Consider the following 17,934-nt stretch of genomic DNA (forward strand, 5'->3'; position numbering starts at 1 on the left):
GATGTCACCAACCAATCGAAGGGAACGCGCTATAAAGGACGAGCAATCTCGTAAAGGGCCGAGTGGGTTCAGAACGAATCGGCCGATGTGTGACCAGATTAGGACTATATGAGAACTCAACATCCGCAGGCTTTAAGGGTCAAGTCCGTAGCGGTTACTCACTTTAGAGGGATACGTCAGGGTAGTCTCACGTTTACCTCGGATGACGGTGCTCCCGTTTCTACGTTCATACTTGGTGACAATGGCTCCGGGAAGTCGAGCTTTCTCGAAGCAATCAATTACAGCCTTTCCGGTCAAATGCCACGATTAGTTCAAGTCGGTCAGTCTTTGCGGATGCATCCGCGGAATTATCTCGCTACCGACAAAGATGAAATGGAAACTCAGGTGCTAATGAGCGATGGTCGCACCATTTCGTCAAAGAGCAAATCCTGGACACAAGTTCCCGAGTTCGGGCTTGTTTCATTGTTGATCAAACGAGACCATCTGCTGGCGTTTGGTAGAAGTAATGATGATCAGCGCGGAAAGCTGTTACAAACTATTGTCAGAGCACGGTCTATCGACAAGACTGAACTGAGCGAACGAGAAACGGCGCTGACCGCCAAAAAAGCGGCCGCAAGAGCAGAGTTTGAGAAGGTGAGCGCGGAGTTGACACAAATGTTGTCCATCCGGCCTCATGAAGCTCCTCCCATGAGCCCCTCTGATGTCCAGATATTTCTCACCGCCAAGCGAATTACTTCAAAACAGATAAGTAGAGGGCGTGCAAAGAGATATGGCCCAAAGATCCGAGAACTTTCTGCCCTCGGTGCCCGTCTTCAGGAAGCGGCCGACCAGCACGAGAAAAGTGTTAACCAACTTGCTGAGGCGGCTGTCGAACGCCGACGTGGACCCATAATAGACGTTCTCACCGCAGCCTCTGATCGCTTGAATTCAGCTTTCCATGAGCTCGCGCACGGCGACACCCAGAACATTGTGTCCCGAATCGAGCTGACGCAAACCCCCGGACGCGGGAGCGTCGCGCTCTCAGTTGTCCTGCCAGACGGTGTGGTAGTACCAGCGGCCACTGTCCTGAGCGAAGCATCGCTGGACCTTGCATCCCTTCTCGCGTTGATTTCATTGGTGCAGGACGGTGCGAACCGTGGTCAGTCGCGCGTCTTAATTCTTGACGACGTTTTTCAAAGCGTGGACAACACGCTGCGTGACAGACTCGCTGGGTACCTCTTTCGCGAACTTGCCGGCTGGCAGCTCATCATCGCCTTCCATGAGCGTGCTTGGTTCGAACGATTTTCCGACATCGCGAAGGCGGAACAATTTCCGCATGTGCGCCGACGAATCTGGCGTGATATTGGTGGAGAGGTTCGCGTTACCAAAGGGTATTCTTCAAGCTACGACCATCTCGTTGATTCTCTCGCGAATGGCGATTACAAACTTGTCCCGACCATCGCAAGCCGGGTGATCGAAGAACTATTCGAGAACATAAGCATTTCACTGAAATGTAAGGTCGTGCGAACTGAGAGCGACAAATATACGATTGGCGACGTACTTCCAGGGATCAAAGAACGCTGTTCCAGGTATAGCGCAATTAGTTCATCGCTGGAGTCGCTTGATAAACATTTGTACATGAGGAATCTGGTAGGCGCTCATTCAACCTCTTGGGCTGAGAATTTTAGCGACAACGATGCGCGAGAATTTGGACTGGCGGTTCGCAGATCGTACGAGTTGTTGGTCTGTTCGAAATGCGGTGTCAGTCTTCAACTTCGGAAGGGTGGCGCTGAGTGCAAATGCGGATTTCTACAGGCTCAATGACTGACCGCGTGGGTCGAGGTCATCAGCGCCAGGTCCTCCGCGACACTGCTTCCGTTCCTGGAGCCCGGACTCACTCTCAGATGGACGATGTCCTGTCGCAGGAATGGGCGCGCCTGGTGGCGGCCAATTGACCGTCGGCTCTCCTCGGCCATCTTCGCGAGCTTCTCGAAACTGCCGGACTTGCGAGCGGCCACGTGCCGTCAGTGGGAAGTCCTTGCGGCCAGGACAAGACAAATCCTGTCTAACGTCAAGCGCACCGACCGATTCATCTTGGGAGTGCTCGACTGCCAATAGGGCGCCCGGCTTCCGCCCGCCGTGCCGCCGACATCCCTAACGGGCCCATCTCAGAACTGAGCGGGCGTTCTCACAACTAAACAATTGAGACGGTTCCTACCGAACCACCAGCAGCTCAGAAAATCCCATGTCGGCGTGTCTCAGAAGATGGATCAAAATAGCAGTCGCATATTGACGGCTTCTGAGACTTTTGAGACGATACTGGTATGTCCACCGCTATCGGGTCTGCGAACACCGGCACTCAACTCGGGTACGCCCGCGTCTCGACGGGTCATCAGTCACTCGACCAACAGGTCGATGCGCTGACCGCTGCGGGTGTTGACGGTTCCCGTGTCTACAGCGACAAGTTGTCGGGCACGTCGACGCGAGAGCAGCGTCCCGGTCTGGCTGCGCTACTGGACTACGCCCGCGAAGGTGACAGCATCGTCGTAGTGGGGATCGACCGGCTGGGACGCAATGCGGCTGAGGTCATGTCCACCATCCGTGAGCTCGGCGAGCGCGGGATAGTGCTGCGGTCGCTGCGAGAGGGCATTGACTCCTCAAACGCCGCTGGCCGAATGGTGGCCGGTGTCCTGGCCAGCCTCGCCGAGTTGGAACTTGAGCTTGGCCGAGAGCGACGCACTGCAGCTCGTGAGGCTAGGCGTGCTCGCGGGCAATCAATAGGCCGCCCGAAGGCGCTCAATGCCCAAAAGGCGGCACTCGCCCGACGCATGCACGCCGCGGGTGAACCGGCGACCACTATCGCATCGGCCCTGGGTGTTTCGCGCGCAACGGTCTATCGAGTGCTTGCCGACAATTAGTCCAACCAGACGCGGTTTCTGGCGGTGCGTGGAATCCGACGGGTTCAGGCGCAGCTCCCGTGGCAGGGAGGGCAGCGGCAGAACGTGGTCAGGCAGGGCGTGGATACCAGTCGGGCATCTGATCAGCTTGGCGCGGGAACTGTTCGGGGTCTTCGAGGTAAGCCTCGTCGGTAGGCTCCTGAGTCCGGTTCGGGCGCTGATCGTAGTTGTAATCGAAGGGCAGTCAGTCCCGTTTCAACCGCGCCGACGACCACACTGAAACGTCATCGAAACACCACACGCCCCCGTGGTTCCGGTGCGAGCCAGTGTGATTCGGAGTCATGCGCGGAACTGAGGAGGCACGTAGAAGTTGTCGGGTAGGATTTCCCGCCCCGTCTGGGTGTCTACGATATGGATTCCCTGCTCGTCGCGCACAATCTCAAGGTCAGACCCGACTGGGAAGTCGTAGATGCCTATGAGTGCGGGTTCAATTAGCAGACGTTGTTGAAGTCTTCGATCTGCCAGTTGGCTGGGTCTTTGAGGTCCTCTGTGGTGTCGATGTGACTGAAGATCCTCCAGCCATTGTCGGCCGGTCGTGCGGAGGGGTCTCGTTTCATCCAGCGCACCATGCCGCGCCGATCCATAACGGATTTTGTGGTCAAGCAGACGCCGGCGGTGGGTATGAACTCAACGTATTCCCGCACGGCGGCTACCCTTCGGTCTTTGCGTTCTCGTACTCCAGCACTCGTTCGCGAAGGAGTGGCAGGTTCCACGTGCAGTTGAAGATGAGGTCGCGTATCGACCCGTTCCCGGCAGGCAACGTCAAGTCTACGTTCGGCTGCGGCACGTGCCCGGCGCGACCGCAACTACGATCCTGTCGCCGCGATCAAATCCCACCCGATTAAGCCTCGTTTGCTGGAAACTCTGAGGAACTTCGAGATTGATGGCGCGACCGGCCGGGAGGGTTCATGAGCATTGACGTGCTGATCAACGGTAAAGCTGTGCCGGTTGACCACGAAGTATTTACGTCTCTGCTAGAGAACTCCGTCTCCAGCACATACGCCGCGTATCTTAAGGCGCTCACCACCGGGGCGATCACATTCTCCGACCTCGTGTTCCTCAGCCGGCGTGGCGAGATCCCGTACTCACTTTTCTTCGCGCCACTTCCGTTGGTCCGTGAGCAGATCGCGGCCAAAACTAACAAGCTGCTGGCTGGCGTCACAAAAACGACATTCTCACTGAACTCCCGAGACCTCGTCCAGCTACGCGACATCGAGCTCATCGTGAAAGATCTTTTGCGCAAGCAAGAATTGCTCAAACGCCATGATACGACTCTGGTCAGGAACCCAATCATCGGCCTGTTGCGGAGCCCCGGTAAGTCTGTCAAGCAAGACGCAGACAAACTGATGCTCGCACTCGATCTCACGCATGACGTAATGCGATCTATCGAAGACAAGGACGCGATGCTCGCCTACCTCGTAGGCCGACTTGAAGCCAAACAGGTGCTCGTCTCTCAGAGCGCTAGTTCGGTGATGCCGCAGAGGGTAAAAGTGAGGTTCAGCGGGATGACCATCAAGGACAATAAAGTCCCATACATATTTCTGACGGGAGGAGACCACGGCGACAGCCAAGAGCCCGGTGGGCGTCGCATCTTCACTATTACGCTTCTCGCGGTGCTCATCGCCCGCAAAATCTTCGCTCCGGTCGCCTACAACGGCAGCAGTCTCGGTCAAGATGCCGGCCGGGAGTACGACATAGTCGGTGAAATCTTAATGCCTGCCGCAGAGGTCCGAGACCATAGCCTCGCCGCGTTGGATGACGTGAAGGTCCTGGCAACCAGGTTGAATGTCACCGCGAGTGCAGTGACGGTCAGGGCCACGCGACTCAACATCCTGGGCCACGACGTCGCACAGTCCTACCTTGAAGAACTCGCACGCGAGTACGCCAGCCGACCCAAACCAATTGCGCGGACTCCGCTGATCGTCAATGCAGTCCGAAAATACAACGGTCGAGAGTTCTCTGTCCGGATGCTCGATGCCCTCGACTCACGGAAAATCTCCCCAGGAGATTTCTGCCGAACAGTGTGTCTCAACCACATCAAGCCCTCTCAGATCGACGATCTCAGAGCGGCGATGCGTTGACCGGGTATCAGTTCCTCATCGACAACAACGTTCTCTCCACGTTGTCCCGGAATCAGCGTGCGAGCAAGTTCTTTCAGACGCACTGTCACATTCCGGACGAAGTGCTATACGAGGCAAGGGGTTTCCCGGACATCTCTGAACTGAGAGTGCGAGCGTACGAGATGACAACTGACGTCCTCCGACACCTGACTGCCGTGATGAAGACTGTGCCTGTGTCCGAAACGAGGCTCGTTGATCTGTACGCGAACCGCGGCAACGCCGACCCACTCATCGTGGCATGTGCGTTAGATGCAAGGGAACGAGACGAAGATAAGCTTTTTGGCCCCACTTGGGTTGTTGTCTCCGACGACGAAGCCGTCCGCGAGAAGGCATCTGAGTTCGAGATCGAGATACGAACCGGGGCAGAGTTCGCCGCGACAGTCGATGCTGCGTCGGGACCCTGAATAGCTGACTAACGCTCCTCTAAACTAAGTCCGTTGTCGTCGACATTCTAAGTTCTATTGGTCGAGAAGCTTTGGATCACTGGAACTTCGAGTTGCGTGCCAGAGCCCGGTCGAGAGACCTCGGCTGCGGGGAGTTGATGCAGTCGAGCCGAGGTCTCCGGCCGGGATCATTTGTAGCCCTTACGGGCTAGAGAAAACGCGCGCGGAGATCCGGTCATCTCGGGGAGGCCAGATCCGCACAGCTGCCGACGTCGTGTCAGACACAGTTGCTGAAGAGCCCTTCAGGAGCGCTGTCGAGCCATGATTCGTCCAGGCTCTCTGAGCCTGTTTCAGCAGATGTAATCATCACCCACTCACTAGAGGTACCAGTCTTACTATTTGGACTGAAACTGGCTTCTGTGTCTTGATATACCTGTTGAAACACCCTGGCGGAATTCAGGACACCAACGTCTACGCCTGGAGACAGACGATAGCGCCAAGGGCTCGACTCTGGCACGAGAGTGATCAACCGCAGCATGTGGAGAGCCTTCAACTCGCGGTCCACCGTGTTGTGCACCTTGTCGAGAGTGCGGGCAACGCTGGCAACGTCACTCCCTTGAGGGTGATCGGCGCCGAAGCCATGGTCGGCGAAATACTGCAGGAGGTCTAGCCTCATCGGCACCATCGAATCTTCTGCCACCCGCAACGCAAGCCGCAGTGCCTCATGTCGCGCTAGGCCGATTACTACGCCACCGCGCATAACCTGGAAGAGTTGCTTTGCGAACCGCGTGGGCGCCTCTCGCTGGTGAGCGTCAACGACCTTGCCGCCTTCGCGAATTACGGCCGTGCGCGCCCATGTCACCAAGTCGGCAGCATTGAGTAGTGCGTCACGTTCGGTTTCGGTGAGCTGTAAGGGGACTGAACAGGACTGATCGAGAAGCAGCTTTGTGGCTAGGCTCAACTCAGCTCGCATCACTGCCTCCTTCCCCGTATTGGCAATGGCCTGCCGCCCGACCTGCATCGGATCGACGCGCAGGCGCAGCAACACGAAACGATCACCCATCGCAGAGACGGCCGCGTGGTACCGATCCCACTCCGTGGTGCACGCGCCGATCACAGTCAGGCGTCCCACCCATTTTAATTCCTTACCCCCGTCGCCCCCGATCTGGCGCGACCAAGACCCGTCGTAGCATTCGCGCAACGCGCCCAGGATCTGAGGACGCACGCTGGGCGCCAAACTCAAGATTGACGTGAAGTCCTTGACGAGGATGATGCCGTTGTCGCCAACTTGGCGGAGCAGCCCACCAGTTGCATCGTCGGCGCAGTCCTTCTTCCCGGTGCCAGACAACAATGCGCCCTCTGACGAGATCGTCGATACCTCGTGAACGCCTCGGCATCCCACCAACGGGGTTACCGTCGACTCTGTCTTCCCTGCGCCGGAACCAGCAACCACAAGGACCCATAGTGGATCGCCCTCGTGCTTCGCGATTGCCGCAGCCGCCAGCGTGAGATGGATTGCGTCCAAGTCATAATCGGCGCCGAGCCACTTCTTGAACGTGCTGTCCAGCTCGACGAGGTGTTGATTCACTACTTCACTTCCTGTTGCGGGTTGAGAAACCCCGAGTGATTGCAGATGGCGCATCACGCTGCATCGTCCATCGAGTAGCCGGCCGACGTGCACAACTGTTCCACGTAGTCGAAGACAGACTGGGCGGTGATGAATGCACGGCTGCCGATCTTGACTCGGTGGAGCTCACCGGAGTCGATGAGCATGTAAAGGGTCGTCCTTCCAACGCCACCGAGCACCGACCTCGCGAGGTCGTATGACATCAACTTGGCGGTCGATTCCATGCTTGTCTTCCTTTCGTCGCCCGCTGCCAATCAGCGGGACATGTGTATGCTGCCATGTACGCATGACAAATTGCACCTGACAAGAAAGGCTTCCTGGTGTCACCCGATGAAGACGGGTGGGAGACGGTTCCCACCAAGAACGTGTCCATTCCGCTGCGCGATGGCGGGGTTGTCGTGATTGAAGACCTCAAGGATCTCGCCTCTATGGGTGACGGCTTCGCTTGCCGGAGGGCTCTCTACCGGCGCGACGGCGTTGAGATCGCGTGGGAGCTTCGCGACGGTGCGCCCCAGTGCATGAGCGTTGCCGTTCGCTCTCAGGGGGTCGGTTTGAGGACGAAGGACTTGCACGTGATTCGACTCGACGACATCCGGGAGATCGTCTACAGCGCCATCGGGGTAGGGACATTCACAACGGACGGCGACGAGTACGAGATGACGCCGCCACAAGCGCGGAAGGCGGTTAACCGTGCCACGTCACGCCGGACGATGACCGATGAACGGCTCAAGAAAGTTGCAGAAGTTCATAGGGCGGCGCCGGAGGGTAGGCGCCTCGCGGCTGTGGTTGCCGCATTCTCGGTTCATGAACGGACCGCACTTCGGTACATCAAGAAAGCACGGCAAGAGGGTTACCTCCATGGGTAAGCGCGCCAACGGGGAAGGCAGTGTGCGCCAACGTGCCAACGGAAGATGGGAGGGTCGCGTGTCCTACATGGACCCAGTTCTAGAGAAGCGCCGATCTGTATCGGTGTACGGGTCCACGGCAGCGGAATGTCGCAAGGAACTGAAGAAGGTTCTCAAGCGCATCAGCGATGGTCAACCGGCAAGAGACGCCATCGACACAGTGGCGTCGTGGCTCGCCCAGTGGCGCGAATCGTCGTTGGCTGCAAGCAGTCGCGCCGCGACGACGAAGGCGTTATACGCCTCGTTGTCCAAGAAGCATCTTGAGGGCGGCGCCATCGGGGCCAAGCGGTTGGGCCGGCTAAAGCCATCCGACGTAGAGGCACTGATCGTGGAGTTGCGCGTAGCGCTGGCCGATTCGTCAGTGCGGCAGTGCTACACGATCCTGCGGCAAGCGCTCGATGTCGCCGTGCGCGACGGACTGCTCGCCGAAAACCCGGTAGGCAAGGTGAAGCGTCCCGGGGTTGCGCGTCGTGAGGCGGTGTATCTATCAGCCGCCGAAGTGTCACGACTGCTGGAGACCGCGCGGCCACTGCGTTATTACGTGGCGGTGTTGCTGATGGCCGCAACCGGCCTGCGTCGAGGCGAGGTGTGCGGCCTTGCATGGTCCGACGTCGATCTTGACAAGGGCGAACTCAGGGTCCGCAGCACCCTGTCACGGGTGGACAAGCAGCTGGTCCTCGCCGAGCCGAAGACCGAGCGGTCTCGTCGTCGTGTGCCGCTACATGCGGGTGTCGTGACCGAGCTGAAGGCGTGGCGTCAGCAGCAAAAGGAGGAGCGCCTTGCTGCCGGGAACCTATGGACGGACACCAAGATGGTTTTCACCACCGAGCTCGGCACGATGGTCGACCCGCGCAATCTTTTGCGCACCGTTGAGATCGCTGCGAAGAAGGCTGGCATCGCCAACGTCGGAGCACACACCATGCGCCACAGCGCAGCTGTGGCATGGCTGGAATCGGGCGTACACATCAAGGCGGCAGCTGACCTACTCGGGCACTCGTCGATCAGCATCACGGGCGATCTGTACGGCCACACCTCCGATGACACTGCACGCGCGGCGGTTGACGGTTTGGGCAAGGCACTCGGCTTGTAGCTGTGTCAGCGAACGACATTGCAACCTATCCTCACTCACATGTGGGCATTGGCAATTTCCGCGTTCGCCGCTGCTGGCACCGTCGCCAACTTCCTCTACACGCAGTGGGCAACGGGCCGCAGGGACATGGCGAAGTGGCGTCGCGAGGAATTACAGAAGCTTGTCGGCAGGCTCCTGCAGCTATCTAGGGACCGCCAAAGCGAACTCGGCGACGCCTATGAGGGTTACGAGTCGCATTTCCAGACCGACCTACCGAATCGGAAGCGCGACGTTGCGGTCCGGCATGTCCCGGAGATGGAGTTGATTGTCGAGCAGATTCGGCTACTTGACGATGGCCTCGCCGCGAGTGCTGAGCGGGTATGGAAAGCCCACTCAAGTGCCGAGTGGGACTACGCCAGGGTCGGATCGACAGATCCCATGACCGACATCGAGTTGCTGTCGGTGCGTGGTCTCGATGATCTCCACAAAGCCGTGGTCGCTGACTTCCGCCGTGTCGCCAAACTTTCGTAGCGCTGGTTTGGGTACAGCGTTTGGGTAAAGGCATGAAAAAGGCGGTTCCCGTTGTCCGGAAACCGCCTCTGACCTGCGTCGGGCTGACAGGATTTGAACCTGCGACCACTTGACCCCCAGTCAAGTGCGCTACCAAGCTGCGCCACAGCCCGCGGCGCTGCCGGGATCGCCGGCAGCGGTCGAAAGCTTACATCAGCGTGACCCCGGAACTGAAACCGCGAGGTCGACCGAGATTCGGGGCATACCGGTGAGGTGAGCAGAGACGACACTCCCCTGTGGCTGTTCGCCGATCAGCTGGGCCCGGCGGTCTACGGCGGAGAGCACGCTCACCGCGAGGTCCTGCTGGTCGAGGCGCATTCGGCACTGGCCAAACGTCGCTACCACCGCCAGAAGCTGCACATCGTGCTCTCGGCGCTCCGGCACGCTCACCGCGACCTCGGCGAGCGTTCGACCCTGATCCAGGCGGACACCTACACCGATGCGCTCGAGCAGTTCGACCGCCCGGTGCTGGTGCACCAGCCCACCTCGCACGCCGCGGAGAAGTTCGTGCACCGGCTCCACAAGCAGGGGCTGGTCGCCGACGTGCTGCCCACCCCCACCTTCGCGTTGCCGCGCAAGGACTTCGAGCAGTGGGCCGGCAACCGCAACCGCTTCCGGATGGAGGACTTCTACCGCGACCAACGCCGTCGCTTCGACATCCTGATGCGCGGTTCCGAACCCGAGGGCGGGACCTGGAACTACGACCACGACAACCGCGAACCCCCACCCAAGAAACAGAAGACTCTCGACGTTCCCAAGCCGTATCAGCCGCGCGAGGACGATATCGACGCTCAAGTCCGCGCGGATCTCGACGCCATGAACCTGGACACCGTGGGCGCCGACGGACCCCGGCTGTTCGCGGTCACCCCAGCCGAAGCCAAACGTGCACTGGACCGTTTCATCGAACACCGCCTGCCCGAATTCGGCCGCTACGAGGACGCGATCATGAGCCAGGACTGGGCCATGTCGCACTCGCTGCTGTCGGTGCCGCTCAACTTGGGTGTGCTGCACCCGCTGGACGCCGTACACGCCGCCGAACAGGCCTACCGCGACAAGGCGGCCCCGCTGTCGGCGGTGGAGGGCTTCATCCGCCAGATCCTGGGCTGGCGCGAATACATGTGGCACCTGTACTGGCATTTCGGCCCGGACTACACCCGCTCCAACAACGCCCTGAACGCGCAGACCGCCCTGCCGAAGTGGTGGGCCGACCTCGACGCCGACGCGGTGACCGCCGAGTGCCTGCGCCATGCGCTGATGGGTGTGCGCGACCGCGGCTGGACCCACCACATCCAGCGGCTCATGGTGCTGGGCAACCATGCGTTGCAGCGCGGTTATAAGCCGGCTGAGCTCACCGAGTGGTTCGCCACCACCTACGTCGACGGTTTCCGGTGGGTGATGCCCACCAACGTCGTCGGCATGAGTCAGCACGCCGACGGCGGACGCCTGGCCACCAAGCCCTACGCCTCGGGCGGGGCCTACATCAACAAGATGAGCGACCACTGCGGCGACTGTGCCTACGACCCGAAGAAGCGCCTCGGAGACGATGCGTGCCCGTTCACCGCCGGCTACTGGGCCTTCGTGCACCGCCACCGGGACAGGCTGGCCAACAACAACCGCACCCGTCGTGCGGTGTCGTCGATGGACCGGCTCAGCGATCTGGAGGCCGTCGTGGAGCAGGAATCAGCGCGCCGACAGTTCTAGCCGAAACTAGGTCTTGTACTCGGCCTTCAACAGTGCCACGCTCGAATTGGCGGGGTGACCCCTGTTGTGTCGGCCTTCGGGTCTGACTTGAACACACGCGCCGTTGAGCGCTTGGAGGCACCCCGCCCCAACGTGCCTGTCAGACGGCCAGCAGCCGCCAGAGCCCGATCAGACCCACCACCACGATCACCGCGCGCAGCACACCCGGTGAGAGCCGCCGTCCGTAATGCGCGCCGAGGAAACCACCGATCAACGAGCCGACCGCGATCAGCCCCACCGCCAGCCAGCTGATCCGGTCGAAAGCCACCACGGTGTAGGCGACGGCGGCGACGACATTCACCACCAGCGACAGCAGGTTCTTGGCGGCGTTCATCCGCTGCACGGACTCCGGCAGCAGCGCACCCATGATGCCGATCAGCAGAATGCCCTGGGCCGCGGTGAAATACCCGCCGTAGATGCCCACCGCGAACGTGCCGAGCACCAGGGCCGCCATCTTTCTCCGCGACACATGCTCGAGCGATTTCCCGGACTGCTCGGCGCGGCGACGCGCCCAGCCCTGGATCCGGGGGCCGAACACCACCAGCAGCAGCGCCGCCACCAGAAGCACCGGAACAACCTGGATGAAGACCTTCTCCGGCAGGTGCAGCAGCAACCAGGCGCCCACGGCGGCACCCAGGAACGACGCCGGAATCTGCCAGCGCAGCCGCTTGCCCTGGCCGCGCAGCTCCCGCCGGTAACCCCAGGTTCCGGACACGCCGCCCGCGACCAGACCCACCGCATTCGACATCGTGGCGGTCACCGGCGGGAACCCGAGAGCCACCAAGGTGGGGAAGGTGATCAAGGTGCCGGATCCGACGATCGCGTTGATGGCTCCTGCACCCACACCGGCCAACGCGATCAGGATCATGTGAGTGACGGACACTCGGGCAACCCTATCGAGGCCGCGTCACCGCGAGCGCGCGCCCCGCTTCTCCCGCATCCGCACGTTGATGCGGATGGGGCTGCCCTCGAACCCGAACGTCTCGCGCAGCCGCCGTTCCAGGAACCGTCGGTAGCCCGCTTCCAGGAATCCGGTGGTGAACAACACGAACGTCGGTGGTCGCGACGCGGCCTGGGTGGCGAACAGCACGCGCGGCTGCTTGCCACCGCGCACCGGCGGCGGGGTGGCCGCGATGACCTCTTTGAGGAACGTGTTCAGCTGGCCGGTGGTGATGCGCCGGTCCCACGACGCCAGCGACGTCTCCAGCGCCGGCACCAGTTTCTGCACCGCGCGCCCGGTCATCGCCGAGATGTTGACCCGCGGTGCCCACTGCACCTGCGCCAGGTCCAGATCGATCTCCCGCTCGAGCAGGTAGCGCCGGTCCTCGTCCACCAGGTCCCACTTGTTGAACGCGAGCACCACGGCGCGGCCGGATTCGATCACCATCGACAGGATCCGCTGGTCCTGTTCGGTGACCGGTTGCGACGCGTCGATCAGGATGATCGCCACCTCCGCGGCATCGATGGCGCCGTGCGTGCGCACCGAGGCGTAGAACTCGTGACCACTGGCCTGCCCCACTTTGCGGCGCAACCCGGCGGTGTCGACGAAACGCCAAGTCTTGCCGCCCAATTCGATCAACGAGTCCACCGGGTCGACGGTGGTCCCAGCGACATCGTGCACAACGGAGCGCTGGTCACCGGCCAACCGGTTCAGCAACGAGCTCTTGCCGACGTTGGGCTTGCCGACGAGCGCCACCCGGCGGGGTCCGCCACCCTGGGAGGACGCCACCTCGGAGACCTCGGGCATCACCTCGAGCACTTTGTCCAGCAGGTCTGCCACCCCGCGACCGTGCATCGCGCTGACGGGGAACGGCTCCCCCAGCCCGAGTGACCACAACGCCGCGGCTTCGGGCTCCTGCCTTTCACCGTCGATCTTGTTGGCGGCCAGGAACACCGGCTTACCGGAGCGGCGCAGGATCTTGGCCGCCGCTTCGTCACCGGAGGTGGCGCCGACAATCGAGTCGACCACCAAGATGATGACATCGGCGGTGCGCATCGCCACCGACGCCTGCTCGGCGACCAGCTGCTGCAGTCCCTTGGCGTCGGGCTCCCACCCGCCGGTGTCCTGGACGACGAATTTGCGTCCGGTCCACAACGCGTCGTAGGACACCCTGTCGCGGGTGACACCGGGCAGATCCTGCACGACGGCCTCGCGACGGCCCAGGATGCGGTTCACCAGGGTGGACTTGCCCACGTTGGGCCGGCCCACCACCGCGACCACCGGCGGCGGCCCGGTGAACTCCTCGAGCTCCTCGGCGTATTCGGAGTCGATTGCCTCCCAATCACTTTCGTCGCTCCAGGTGCCGTCTCCGGCCAGTTCCGGCCCTGAAGGGGAGGCGTCGTTCTCGGTCATCGTGTCACACCAACGCTTTCGTGCACGAGGTCAAGAAGGTGTGCGACGACCTCGTTCTGTGTCATGTCGCTGGTGTCGACCACCAGTGCGTCCTCGGCGGCGCGCAACGGCGACGTCGCCCTTGTGGAGTCGAGGTGATCACGGCGGCGCACATCGGCCAGCACTCCCTCGTAATCGTCGGCGGCGCCGGCGGCGACGTTCTGATCGTTGCGGCGGCGCGCACGGGTCTCCGCGGACGCGGTCAAGAAGATCTTGATGTCGGCATTCGGCAGCACGACGGTGCCGATATCGCGGCCCTCGACCACCACATTGCCCGCACCGGAGGCCAGGTCACGCTGCAGCGCCACCAACCGTGTCCGCACTTGGGGCACCGCGGACACCGCCGACACCGCGCCCGTCACCTGATCACCACGAATTTCGGCGGAGACGTCTTCGCCGGCGAGGTAGGCCCGATCCTCGTCGGGGTCATAGCCCACCGACACCGGCACCTCCACCGCGGCGATAGCGGCGGGGTCGTCCAGGGACACACCGGCGCGCAGCACGCCCAGGGTCACGATGCGATACATCGCCCCGGTGTCCAGGTAGCGCGCTCCCAGAGCGCGCGCCAAACCGCGTGACACAGAAGACTTTCCGGTACCCGCGGGCCCGTCGATCGCGACGACCAAGCCGTCGCTCGCTCTGCTCACAGGACCCCGATCGTTCGCATCACTCCCGTCAGTCGCTGCGCTCCATCCGCTCGCTCTGCTCACAGGACCCCGATCGTTCGCATCACTCCCGTCAGTCGCTGCGCTCCATCCGCTCGCTCTGCTCACAGGACCCCGATCGTTCGCATCACTCCCGTCAGTCGCTGCGCTCCATCCGCTCGCTCTGCTCACAGGACCCCGATCGTTCGCATCACTCCCGTCAGTCGCTGCGCTCCATCCGCTCGCTCTGCTCACAGGACCCCGATCGTTCGCATCACTCCCGTCAGTCGCTGCGCTCCATCCGCTCGCTCTGCTCACAGGCCTACCGCCTTGTACAACTCGCCAACTTCCTTACGGGTCAGCACCCGAATGGTCTCGATCTTCTGCTCCCCCAGGGTCACGTCACCGATCGCGGTCCGCACCAGGGCCTCCACCGGGAAACCGACGTGCTCGAGCAGCCGGCGCACGATCCGGTTACGTCCTTCATGCAGGGTCACCCGAACCAGCGACTTGCCCGGGATCGTGTCGACCAGCGCGAAGTCGTCGACGCTGGCCGGACCGTCGTCGAGCTCGACACCCTCCCGCAAGGTGTTCCCCAGCCCCTTGGGCACCTTGCCGGTGACGGTGGCCAGATACGTCTTGGGCACCTCGTAGGACGGGTGGGTCAACCGGTGCGCCAGTTCACCGTCGTTGGTCAGCAGGATCAGACCCTCGGTATCGGCGTCGAGGCGCCCGACGTGGAACAGCTTCTTGTTCCCGCGGACACGGTGCTCGATGACGTCACCGATACAGGGCCGGCCCAGCTCATCGGACATCGTCGAGTACATGCCGATCGGCTTGTTCAGCGCCAGATACATCATCTCGTCGTCGAGCTGGACGCGGACGCCGTCGACGCGGATCACCGCCTCGGCGGGGTCCACCCGGGTGCCGAGCTCGGTGACTATCTGGCCGTCGACTTCGACGCGGCCGTCGGTGATCATCCGCTCCGCGACCCGTCGCGAGGCAATCCCGGCTTGGGACAACACCTTCTGCAGGCGTACGCCGTCGTCGGAATGTGAGGGGGCCATGTCAGTCCTCGTCCATTTCGATAGCCGGCGGCACCTCGGGGGTGGCCGCCGGATTGAGTTTCATGAAACGTGGCTCGGAGTCCAGCGTCTCACTGATGTCGTCGATCACGTCGACATCAGGCAACAACGGCGCGATATCGGGCAGATCAGCCAGTGAGGACAACCCCAACCGCTCCAGGAACAGTTCCGTGGTGGCGAACGTCACGGCGCCACTGTCGGCGTCGGTGCCCGCCTCGGTGATCAGACCGCGGGCCAGCAGCGTGCGCATCACCGCGTCGACGTTGACCCCGCGCACCGCGCTGACCCGTGCCCGGGTGACCGGCTGCCGGTAGGCCACCACGGCCAGCGTTTCCAGCGCGGCCCGGGTGAGCTTGGACCTGGCCCCGTCGAGCAGCAACCGCTCGACATACGGCGCGTACCGCGCCCGGGTGTACATCCGCCACCCACCGGCCGCTTCCCGCAGGTCGATGCCGCTGTCACGGGCGGCCAGCTCGTCGGCCATCTCGTGCAGCCGGATCGCGATCCGGGCACCGGGCTGGTCGGTCGCCGAAGACAACTGTTCGATGGTGGCGGGGGTGTCGACCACCAGCAGCAACGCCTCGAGCACCCGGCCGAGTTCGTCGTCGCTGAGCTCAGGAGAGGCGAGTTCGGGAACGGCGGCGGTGTCGTCGAGGTCGAGGCCTGCGGGAACCTCGTCGGTCATGGCTGATCCCGTTCTTCCGCCGACTCGTCGTCCACCTGCAATTCTTGGCTTGTCGGGTTGTCTCCGGTCCACGAAACCTGGAGCACACCAAGTGCTTCTGATTGCTCAAATGCTACCGCTCTGGCCCGATACAGTTCGAGCAGCGCCAGGAAGCGCCCCACGATCTGCACGGGCACCTCACAGTCGGCCACCAACTCGGTGAAACTCGCCCACTCGCCCATCCCGCGGCGCCTGAGGAACCCCAGCATGATCTCGGCCTGCTCAGGCACCGAAACGCGGGAGTAGTGGATGTGGTCGGTGGCCACCGTCGGCACCGGTCGCGGCGTGAAGGCGGCCGCGGCGATCTGGGCGAACGCCGCGCCGTCGACACCCAGCATCACCTCGGGCAACAGTTCGGAGAACCGGTCTTCCAGCGAGACCGCCCGCGGGTAGCTACGCAGCGCCGCGGCCTCCAGCTCGGCGAACATCTGCGCCACGTGTTTGAACGCGCGGTACTGCAGCAGGCGGGCGAACAGCAGGTCGCGCACCTCCAGCAGCGCCAGGTCCTCGTCGTCCTCGGTCTGGCCGGCCGGCAGCAGACGGGCAGCCTTGAGGTCGAGCAGCGTCGCGGCGACCACCAGGAATGCCGTGGTCTCCTCCAGCGCCAATTGCGAACCGAACTGCTTGGTGTAGGCGATGAAGTCGTCGGTGACCTGGTGCAGCGCCACCTCGGTAACGTCGAGCCGGTGCGCGAAGATCAGCTGCAACAGCAGGTCGAACGGGCCTTCGAAGTTGGTCAGCTTCACCGTGAAGCCGGCCTGAGCCTCCTGCTCGGGCGTCTCGCTCACGTGCCGAAGCGGTCGATGACCTCGCGGGCCAGCGACCGATACGCCTGTGCGCCAGTCGATTTCGGCGCCCACGTGGTGATCGGCTCCCCGGCCACACTGGTCTCGGGGAATCGCACCGTGCGGGTGATCACGGTGTCGAACACCAGGTCGCCGAACCGCTCCACCACCCGCGCCATCACTTCCCGGGCGTTGACGGTGCGGGCGTCGTAGCGGGTGATCAGGATGCCGCTGATCGACAGCCGCGGATTGAGCCGGTCATGCACCTTGTCCACCGTGTCGGTCAGCAGCGCCAGACCGCGTAACGAGAAGTACTCGCATTCGGTCGGGATGATCACGCCGTCCGAGCAGGCCAACCCGTTGACGGTGAGCAGACCCAGCGACGGCTGGCAGTCGATCAGCACGTAGTCGTAGCGGTCCAGCACCGGGTACAGCGCCCGCGCCAGGGTCTGCTCGCGGCCCACCTCGTTGACCAGCTGGATCTCCGCCGCCGACAGGTCGATATTGCTGGGCACCAGGTCCAGGCCGGCGACGCGGGTCTTGATGATCACCTCGTCGATCGACACCCGGGGCTCCACCAGCAGGTTGTGCACGGTGTTGTCGAGGTCGTAATGCGGCACGCCCAGCCCCGCCGACAGGGCGCCCTGCGGGTCCAGATCCACCAGCAGCACCCGCCGGCCGAAGTCGGCGAGCGCGGCGCCCAGGTTGATCGTCGACGTGGTCTTGCCCACGCCACCCTTCTGGTTGCACATGGCGATGACCTTCGCCGGCCCGTGAGAGTTCAACGGTGCAGGCTCGGGAATGGGGCGCGGCGGACGACCCGTGAGGCCGAGCGGAAGCTCGTCAGCAGTATCGTCGGCGGACATCCGGGAAAGTCTAACCGGTCGAGACGCCTGCGCCGGCAGACCCGCAGGCAATCCACCAGCAGTTTCGCGGGAGATTCCGGAATCAGCC

The 17,934-nt window shown here is 62.4% G+C and carries 18 protein-coding genes and 1 tRNA gene; 8 read left to right on the top strand and 11 right to left on the bottom strand.

From position 1 onward, the window contains the following. The first annotated feature begins 108 nt into the window (after positions 1-108). On the top strand, positions 109-1,803 hold the full coding sequence (locus tag NL241_RS19630) for an AAA family ATPase (protein WP_494394784.1): 1,695 nt from the start codon (positions 109-111) through the stop codon (positions 1,801-1,803). A gap of 500 nt (positions 1,804-2,303) precedes the next feature. Then, a complete protein-coding gene (locus NL241_RS19635; RefSeq protein ID WP_494394785.1) occupies positions 2,304-2,897 on the top strand; it encodes a recombinase family protein in 594 nt (197 codons plus the stop codon). A gap of 470 nt (positions 2,898-3,367) precedes the next feature. Here NL241_RS19635 and NL241_RS19640 read toward each other — a convergent pair whose 3' ends face one another. Further along, entirely contained in the window at positions 3,368-3,493 is a 126-nt protein-coding gene (locus tag NL241_RS19640) for an immunity protein Imm33 domain-containing protein (protein ID WP_494394786.1), read from the bottom strand. 351 nt (positions 3,494-3,844) lie between these two features. On the opposite strand from NL241_RS19640, the gene NL241_RS19645 reads away from it, so the two are divergent. Together NL241_RS19645 and NL241_RS19650 are read left to right on the top strand one after the other, a co-directional pair. After that, positions 3,845-5,017, top strand: a complete 1,173-nt coding sequence (locus NL241_RS19645; RefSeq protein ID WP_494394787.1) for a hypothetical protein — start codon at positions 3,845-3,847, stop codon at positions 5,015-5,017. Continuing rightward, a complete protein-coding gene (locus NL241_RS19650) occupies positions 5,014-5,460 on the top strand; it encodes a hypothetical protein (RefSeq protein ID WP_494394788.1) in 447 nt (148 codons plus the stop codon). The genes NL241_RS19645 and NL241_RS19650 overlap by 4 nt, the downstream gene beginning before the upstream one ends. 256 nt (positions 5,461-5,716) lie before the next feature. Here NL241_RS19650 and NL241_RS19655 read toward each other — a convergent pair whose 3' ends face one another. Both NL241_RS19655 and NL241_RS19660 read right to left on the bottom strand, forming a co-directional pair. After that, on the bottom strand, positions 5,717-7,081 hold the full coding sequence (locus tag NL241_RS19655) for a winged helix-turn-helix domain-containing protein (protein WP_494394789.1): 1,365 nt from the start codon (positions 7,079-7,081) through the stop codon (positions 5,717-5,719). Continuing rightward, a complete protein-coding gene (locus NL241_RS19660; RefSeq protein WP_494394790.1) occupies positions 7,081-7,290 on the bottom strand; it encodes a helix-turn-helix domain-containing protein in 210 nt (69 codons plus the stop codon). Before NL241_RS19660 ends, NL241_RS19655 begins: the two co-directional genes overlap by 1 nt. Positions 7,291-7,386: 96 nt before the next feature. Here NL241_RS19660 and NL241_RS19665 point away from each other — a divergent pair, with 96 nt between their 5' ends. From NL241_RS19665 to NL241_RS19675, 3 genes are all read left to right on the top strand, one after another. Beyond that, positions 7,387-7,932, top strand: a complete 546-nt coding sequence (locus NL241_RS19665) for a hypothetical protein (RefSeq protein ID WP_494394791.1) — start codon at positions 7,387-7,389, stop codon at positions 7,930-7,932. Positions 7,933-7,999: 67 nt separating this feature from the next. Further along, positions 8,000-9,061, top strand: a complete 1,062-nt coding sequence (locus tag NL241_RS19670; protein ID WP_494398344.1) for a tyrosine-type recombinase/integrase — start codon at positions 8,000-8,002, stop codon at positions 9,059-9,061. 39 nt (positions 9,062-9,100) lie between these two features. Next, complete coding sequence (locus NL241_RS19675; protein ID WP_494394792.1) at positions 9,101-9,571, top strand: hypothetical protein; 471 nt, start codon at positions 9,101-9,103, stop codon at positions 9,569-9,571. A 78-nt stretch (positions 9,572-9,649) separates the two neighbouring features. On the opposite strand, the gene NL241_RS19680 is transcribed toward NL241_RS19675, so the two are convergent. Further along, positions 9,650-9,723: transfer RNA gene (locus NL241_RS19680), tRNA-Pro, on the bottom strand. A 100-nt stretch (positions 9,724-9,823) separates the two neighbouring features. Here NL241_RS19680 and NL241_RS19685 point away from each other — a divergent pair. After that, entirely contained in the window at positions 9,824-11,311 is a 1,488-nt protein-coding gene (locus NL241_RS19685) for a cryptochrome/photolyase family protein (protein WP_494394793.1), read from the top strand. Between the two features lie 139 nt (positions 11,312-11,450). Here NL241_RS19685 and NL241_RS19690 read toward each other — a convergent pair whose 3' ends face one another. The 7 genes from NL241_RS19690 to NL241_RS19720 form a co-directional block, all read right to left on the bottom strand. Continuing rightward, complete coding sequence (locus tag NL241_RS19690) at positions 11,451-12,218, bottom strand: sulfite exporter TauE/SafE family protein (protein ID WP_487695173.1); 768 nt, start codon at positions 12,216-12,218, stop codon at positions 11,451-11,453. Positions 12,219-12,257: 39 nt separating this feature from the next. Continuing rightward, positions 12,258-13,703, bottom strand: coding sequence for a ribosome biogenesis GTPase Der (gene der, locus NL241_RS19695; RefSeq protein WP_494394794.1), 1,446 nt, complete (start codon positions 13,701-13,703; stop codon positions 12,258-12,260). Then, positions 13,700-14,389: a (d)CMP kinase gene (gene cmk, locus NL241_RS19700; RefSeq protein WP_494394795.1), complete on the bottom strand. Its 690-nt coding sequence runs from the start codon at positions 14,387-14,389 to the stop codon at positions 13,700-13,702. The genes der and cmk overlap by 4 nt, the downstream gene beginning before the upstream one ends. A gap of 311 nt (positions 14,390-14,700) precedes the next feature. Beyond that, positions 14,701-15,453 carry a pseudouridine synthase gene (locus tag NL241_RS19705; protein ID WP_487695022.1) on the bottom strand — a complete coding sequence of 251 codons (753 nt, stop codon included), beginning with the start codon at positions 15,451-15,453 and terminating at the stop codon, positions 14,701-14,703. 1 nt (position 15,454) lies between these two features. Beyond that, the gene (gene scpB, locus NL241_RS19710) at positions 15,455-16,156 is read right to left on the bottom strand and encodes an SMC-Scp complex subunit ScpB (RefSeq protein ID WP_494394796.1); all 702 of its coding nucleotides are present in this window, start codon (positions 16,154-16,156) and stop codon (positions 15,455-15,457) included. Then, the gene (locus tag NL241_RS19715; RefSeq protein ID WP_487695018.1) at positions 16,153-16,983 is read right to left on the bottom strand and encodes a segregation/condensation protein A; all 831 of its coding nucleotides are present in this window, start codon (positions 16,981-16,983) and stop codon (positions 16,153-16,155) included. Before NL241_RS19715 ends, scpB begins: the two co-directional genes overlap by 4 nt. Then, positions 16,980-17,846 carry a ParA family protein gene (locus NL241_RS19720; protein ID WP_487695017.1) on the bottom strand — a complete coding sequence of 289 codons (867 nt, stop codon included), beginning with the start codon at positions 17,844-17,846 and terminating at the stop codon, positions 16,980-16,982. The genes NL241_RS19715 and NL241_RS19720 overlap by 4 nt, the downstream gene beginning before the upstream one ends. Positions 17,847-17,934 lie beyond the last annotated feature (88 nt).

This window comes from Mycolicibacterium sp. SMGY-1XX, assembly GCF_059132455.1.

Coding starts and splice junctions, on each gene's coding strand:
- der (WP_494394794.1), bottom strand. CDS start 13,703: ATGACCGAGAACGACGCCTCCCCTTCAGGGCCGGAACTGGCCGGAGAC.
- NL241_RS19690 (WP_487695173.1), bottom strand. CDS start 12,218: ATGATCCTGATCGCGTTGGCCGGTGTGGGTGCAGGAGCCATCAACGCG.
- NL241_RS19630 (WP_494394784.1), top strand. CDS start 109: ATGAGAACTCAACATCCGCAGGCTTTAAGGGTCAAGTCCGTAGCGGTT.
- NL241_RS19675 (WP_494394792.1), top strand. CDS start 9,101: ATGTGGGCATTGGCAATTTCCGCGTTCGCCGCTGCTGGCACCGTCGCC.
- NL241_RS19645 (WP_494394787.1), top strand. CDS start 3,845: ATGAGCATTGACGTGCTGATCAACGGTAAAGCTGTGCCGGTTGACCAC.
- scpB (WP_494394796.1), bottom strand. CDS start 16,156: ATGACCGACGAGGTTCCCGCAGGCCTCGACCTCGACGACACCGCCGCC.
- NL241_RS19720 (WP_487695017.1), bottom strand. CDS start 17,846: ATGTCCGCCGACGATACTGCTGACGAGCTTCCGCTCGGCCTCACGGGT.
- NL241_RS19670 (WP_494398344.1), top strand. CDS start 8,000: ATGGACCCAGTTCTAGAGAAGCGCCGATCTGTATCGGTGTACGGGTCC.
- NL241_RS19655 (WP_494394789.1), bottom strand. CDS start 7,081: ATGCGCCATCTGCAATCACTCGGGGTTTCTCAACCCGCAACAGGAAGT.
- NL241_RS19660 (WP_494394790.1), bottom strand. CDS start 7,290: ATGGAATCGACCGCCAAGTTGATGTCATACGACCTCGCGAGGTCGGTG.
- NL241_RS19640 (WP_494394786.1), bottom strand. CDS start 3,493: ATGAAACGAGACCCCTCCGCACGACCGGCCGACAATGGCTGGAGGATC.
- NL241_RS19705 (WP_487695022.1), bottom strand. CDS start 15,453: ATGGCCCCCTCACATTCCGACGACGGCGTACGCCTGCAGAAGGTGTTG.
- NL241_RS19635 (WP_494394785.1), top strand. CDS start 2,304: ATGTCCACCGCTATCGGGTCTGCGAACACCGGCACTCAACTCGGGTAC.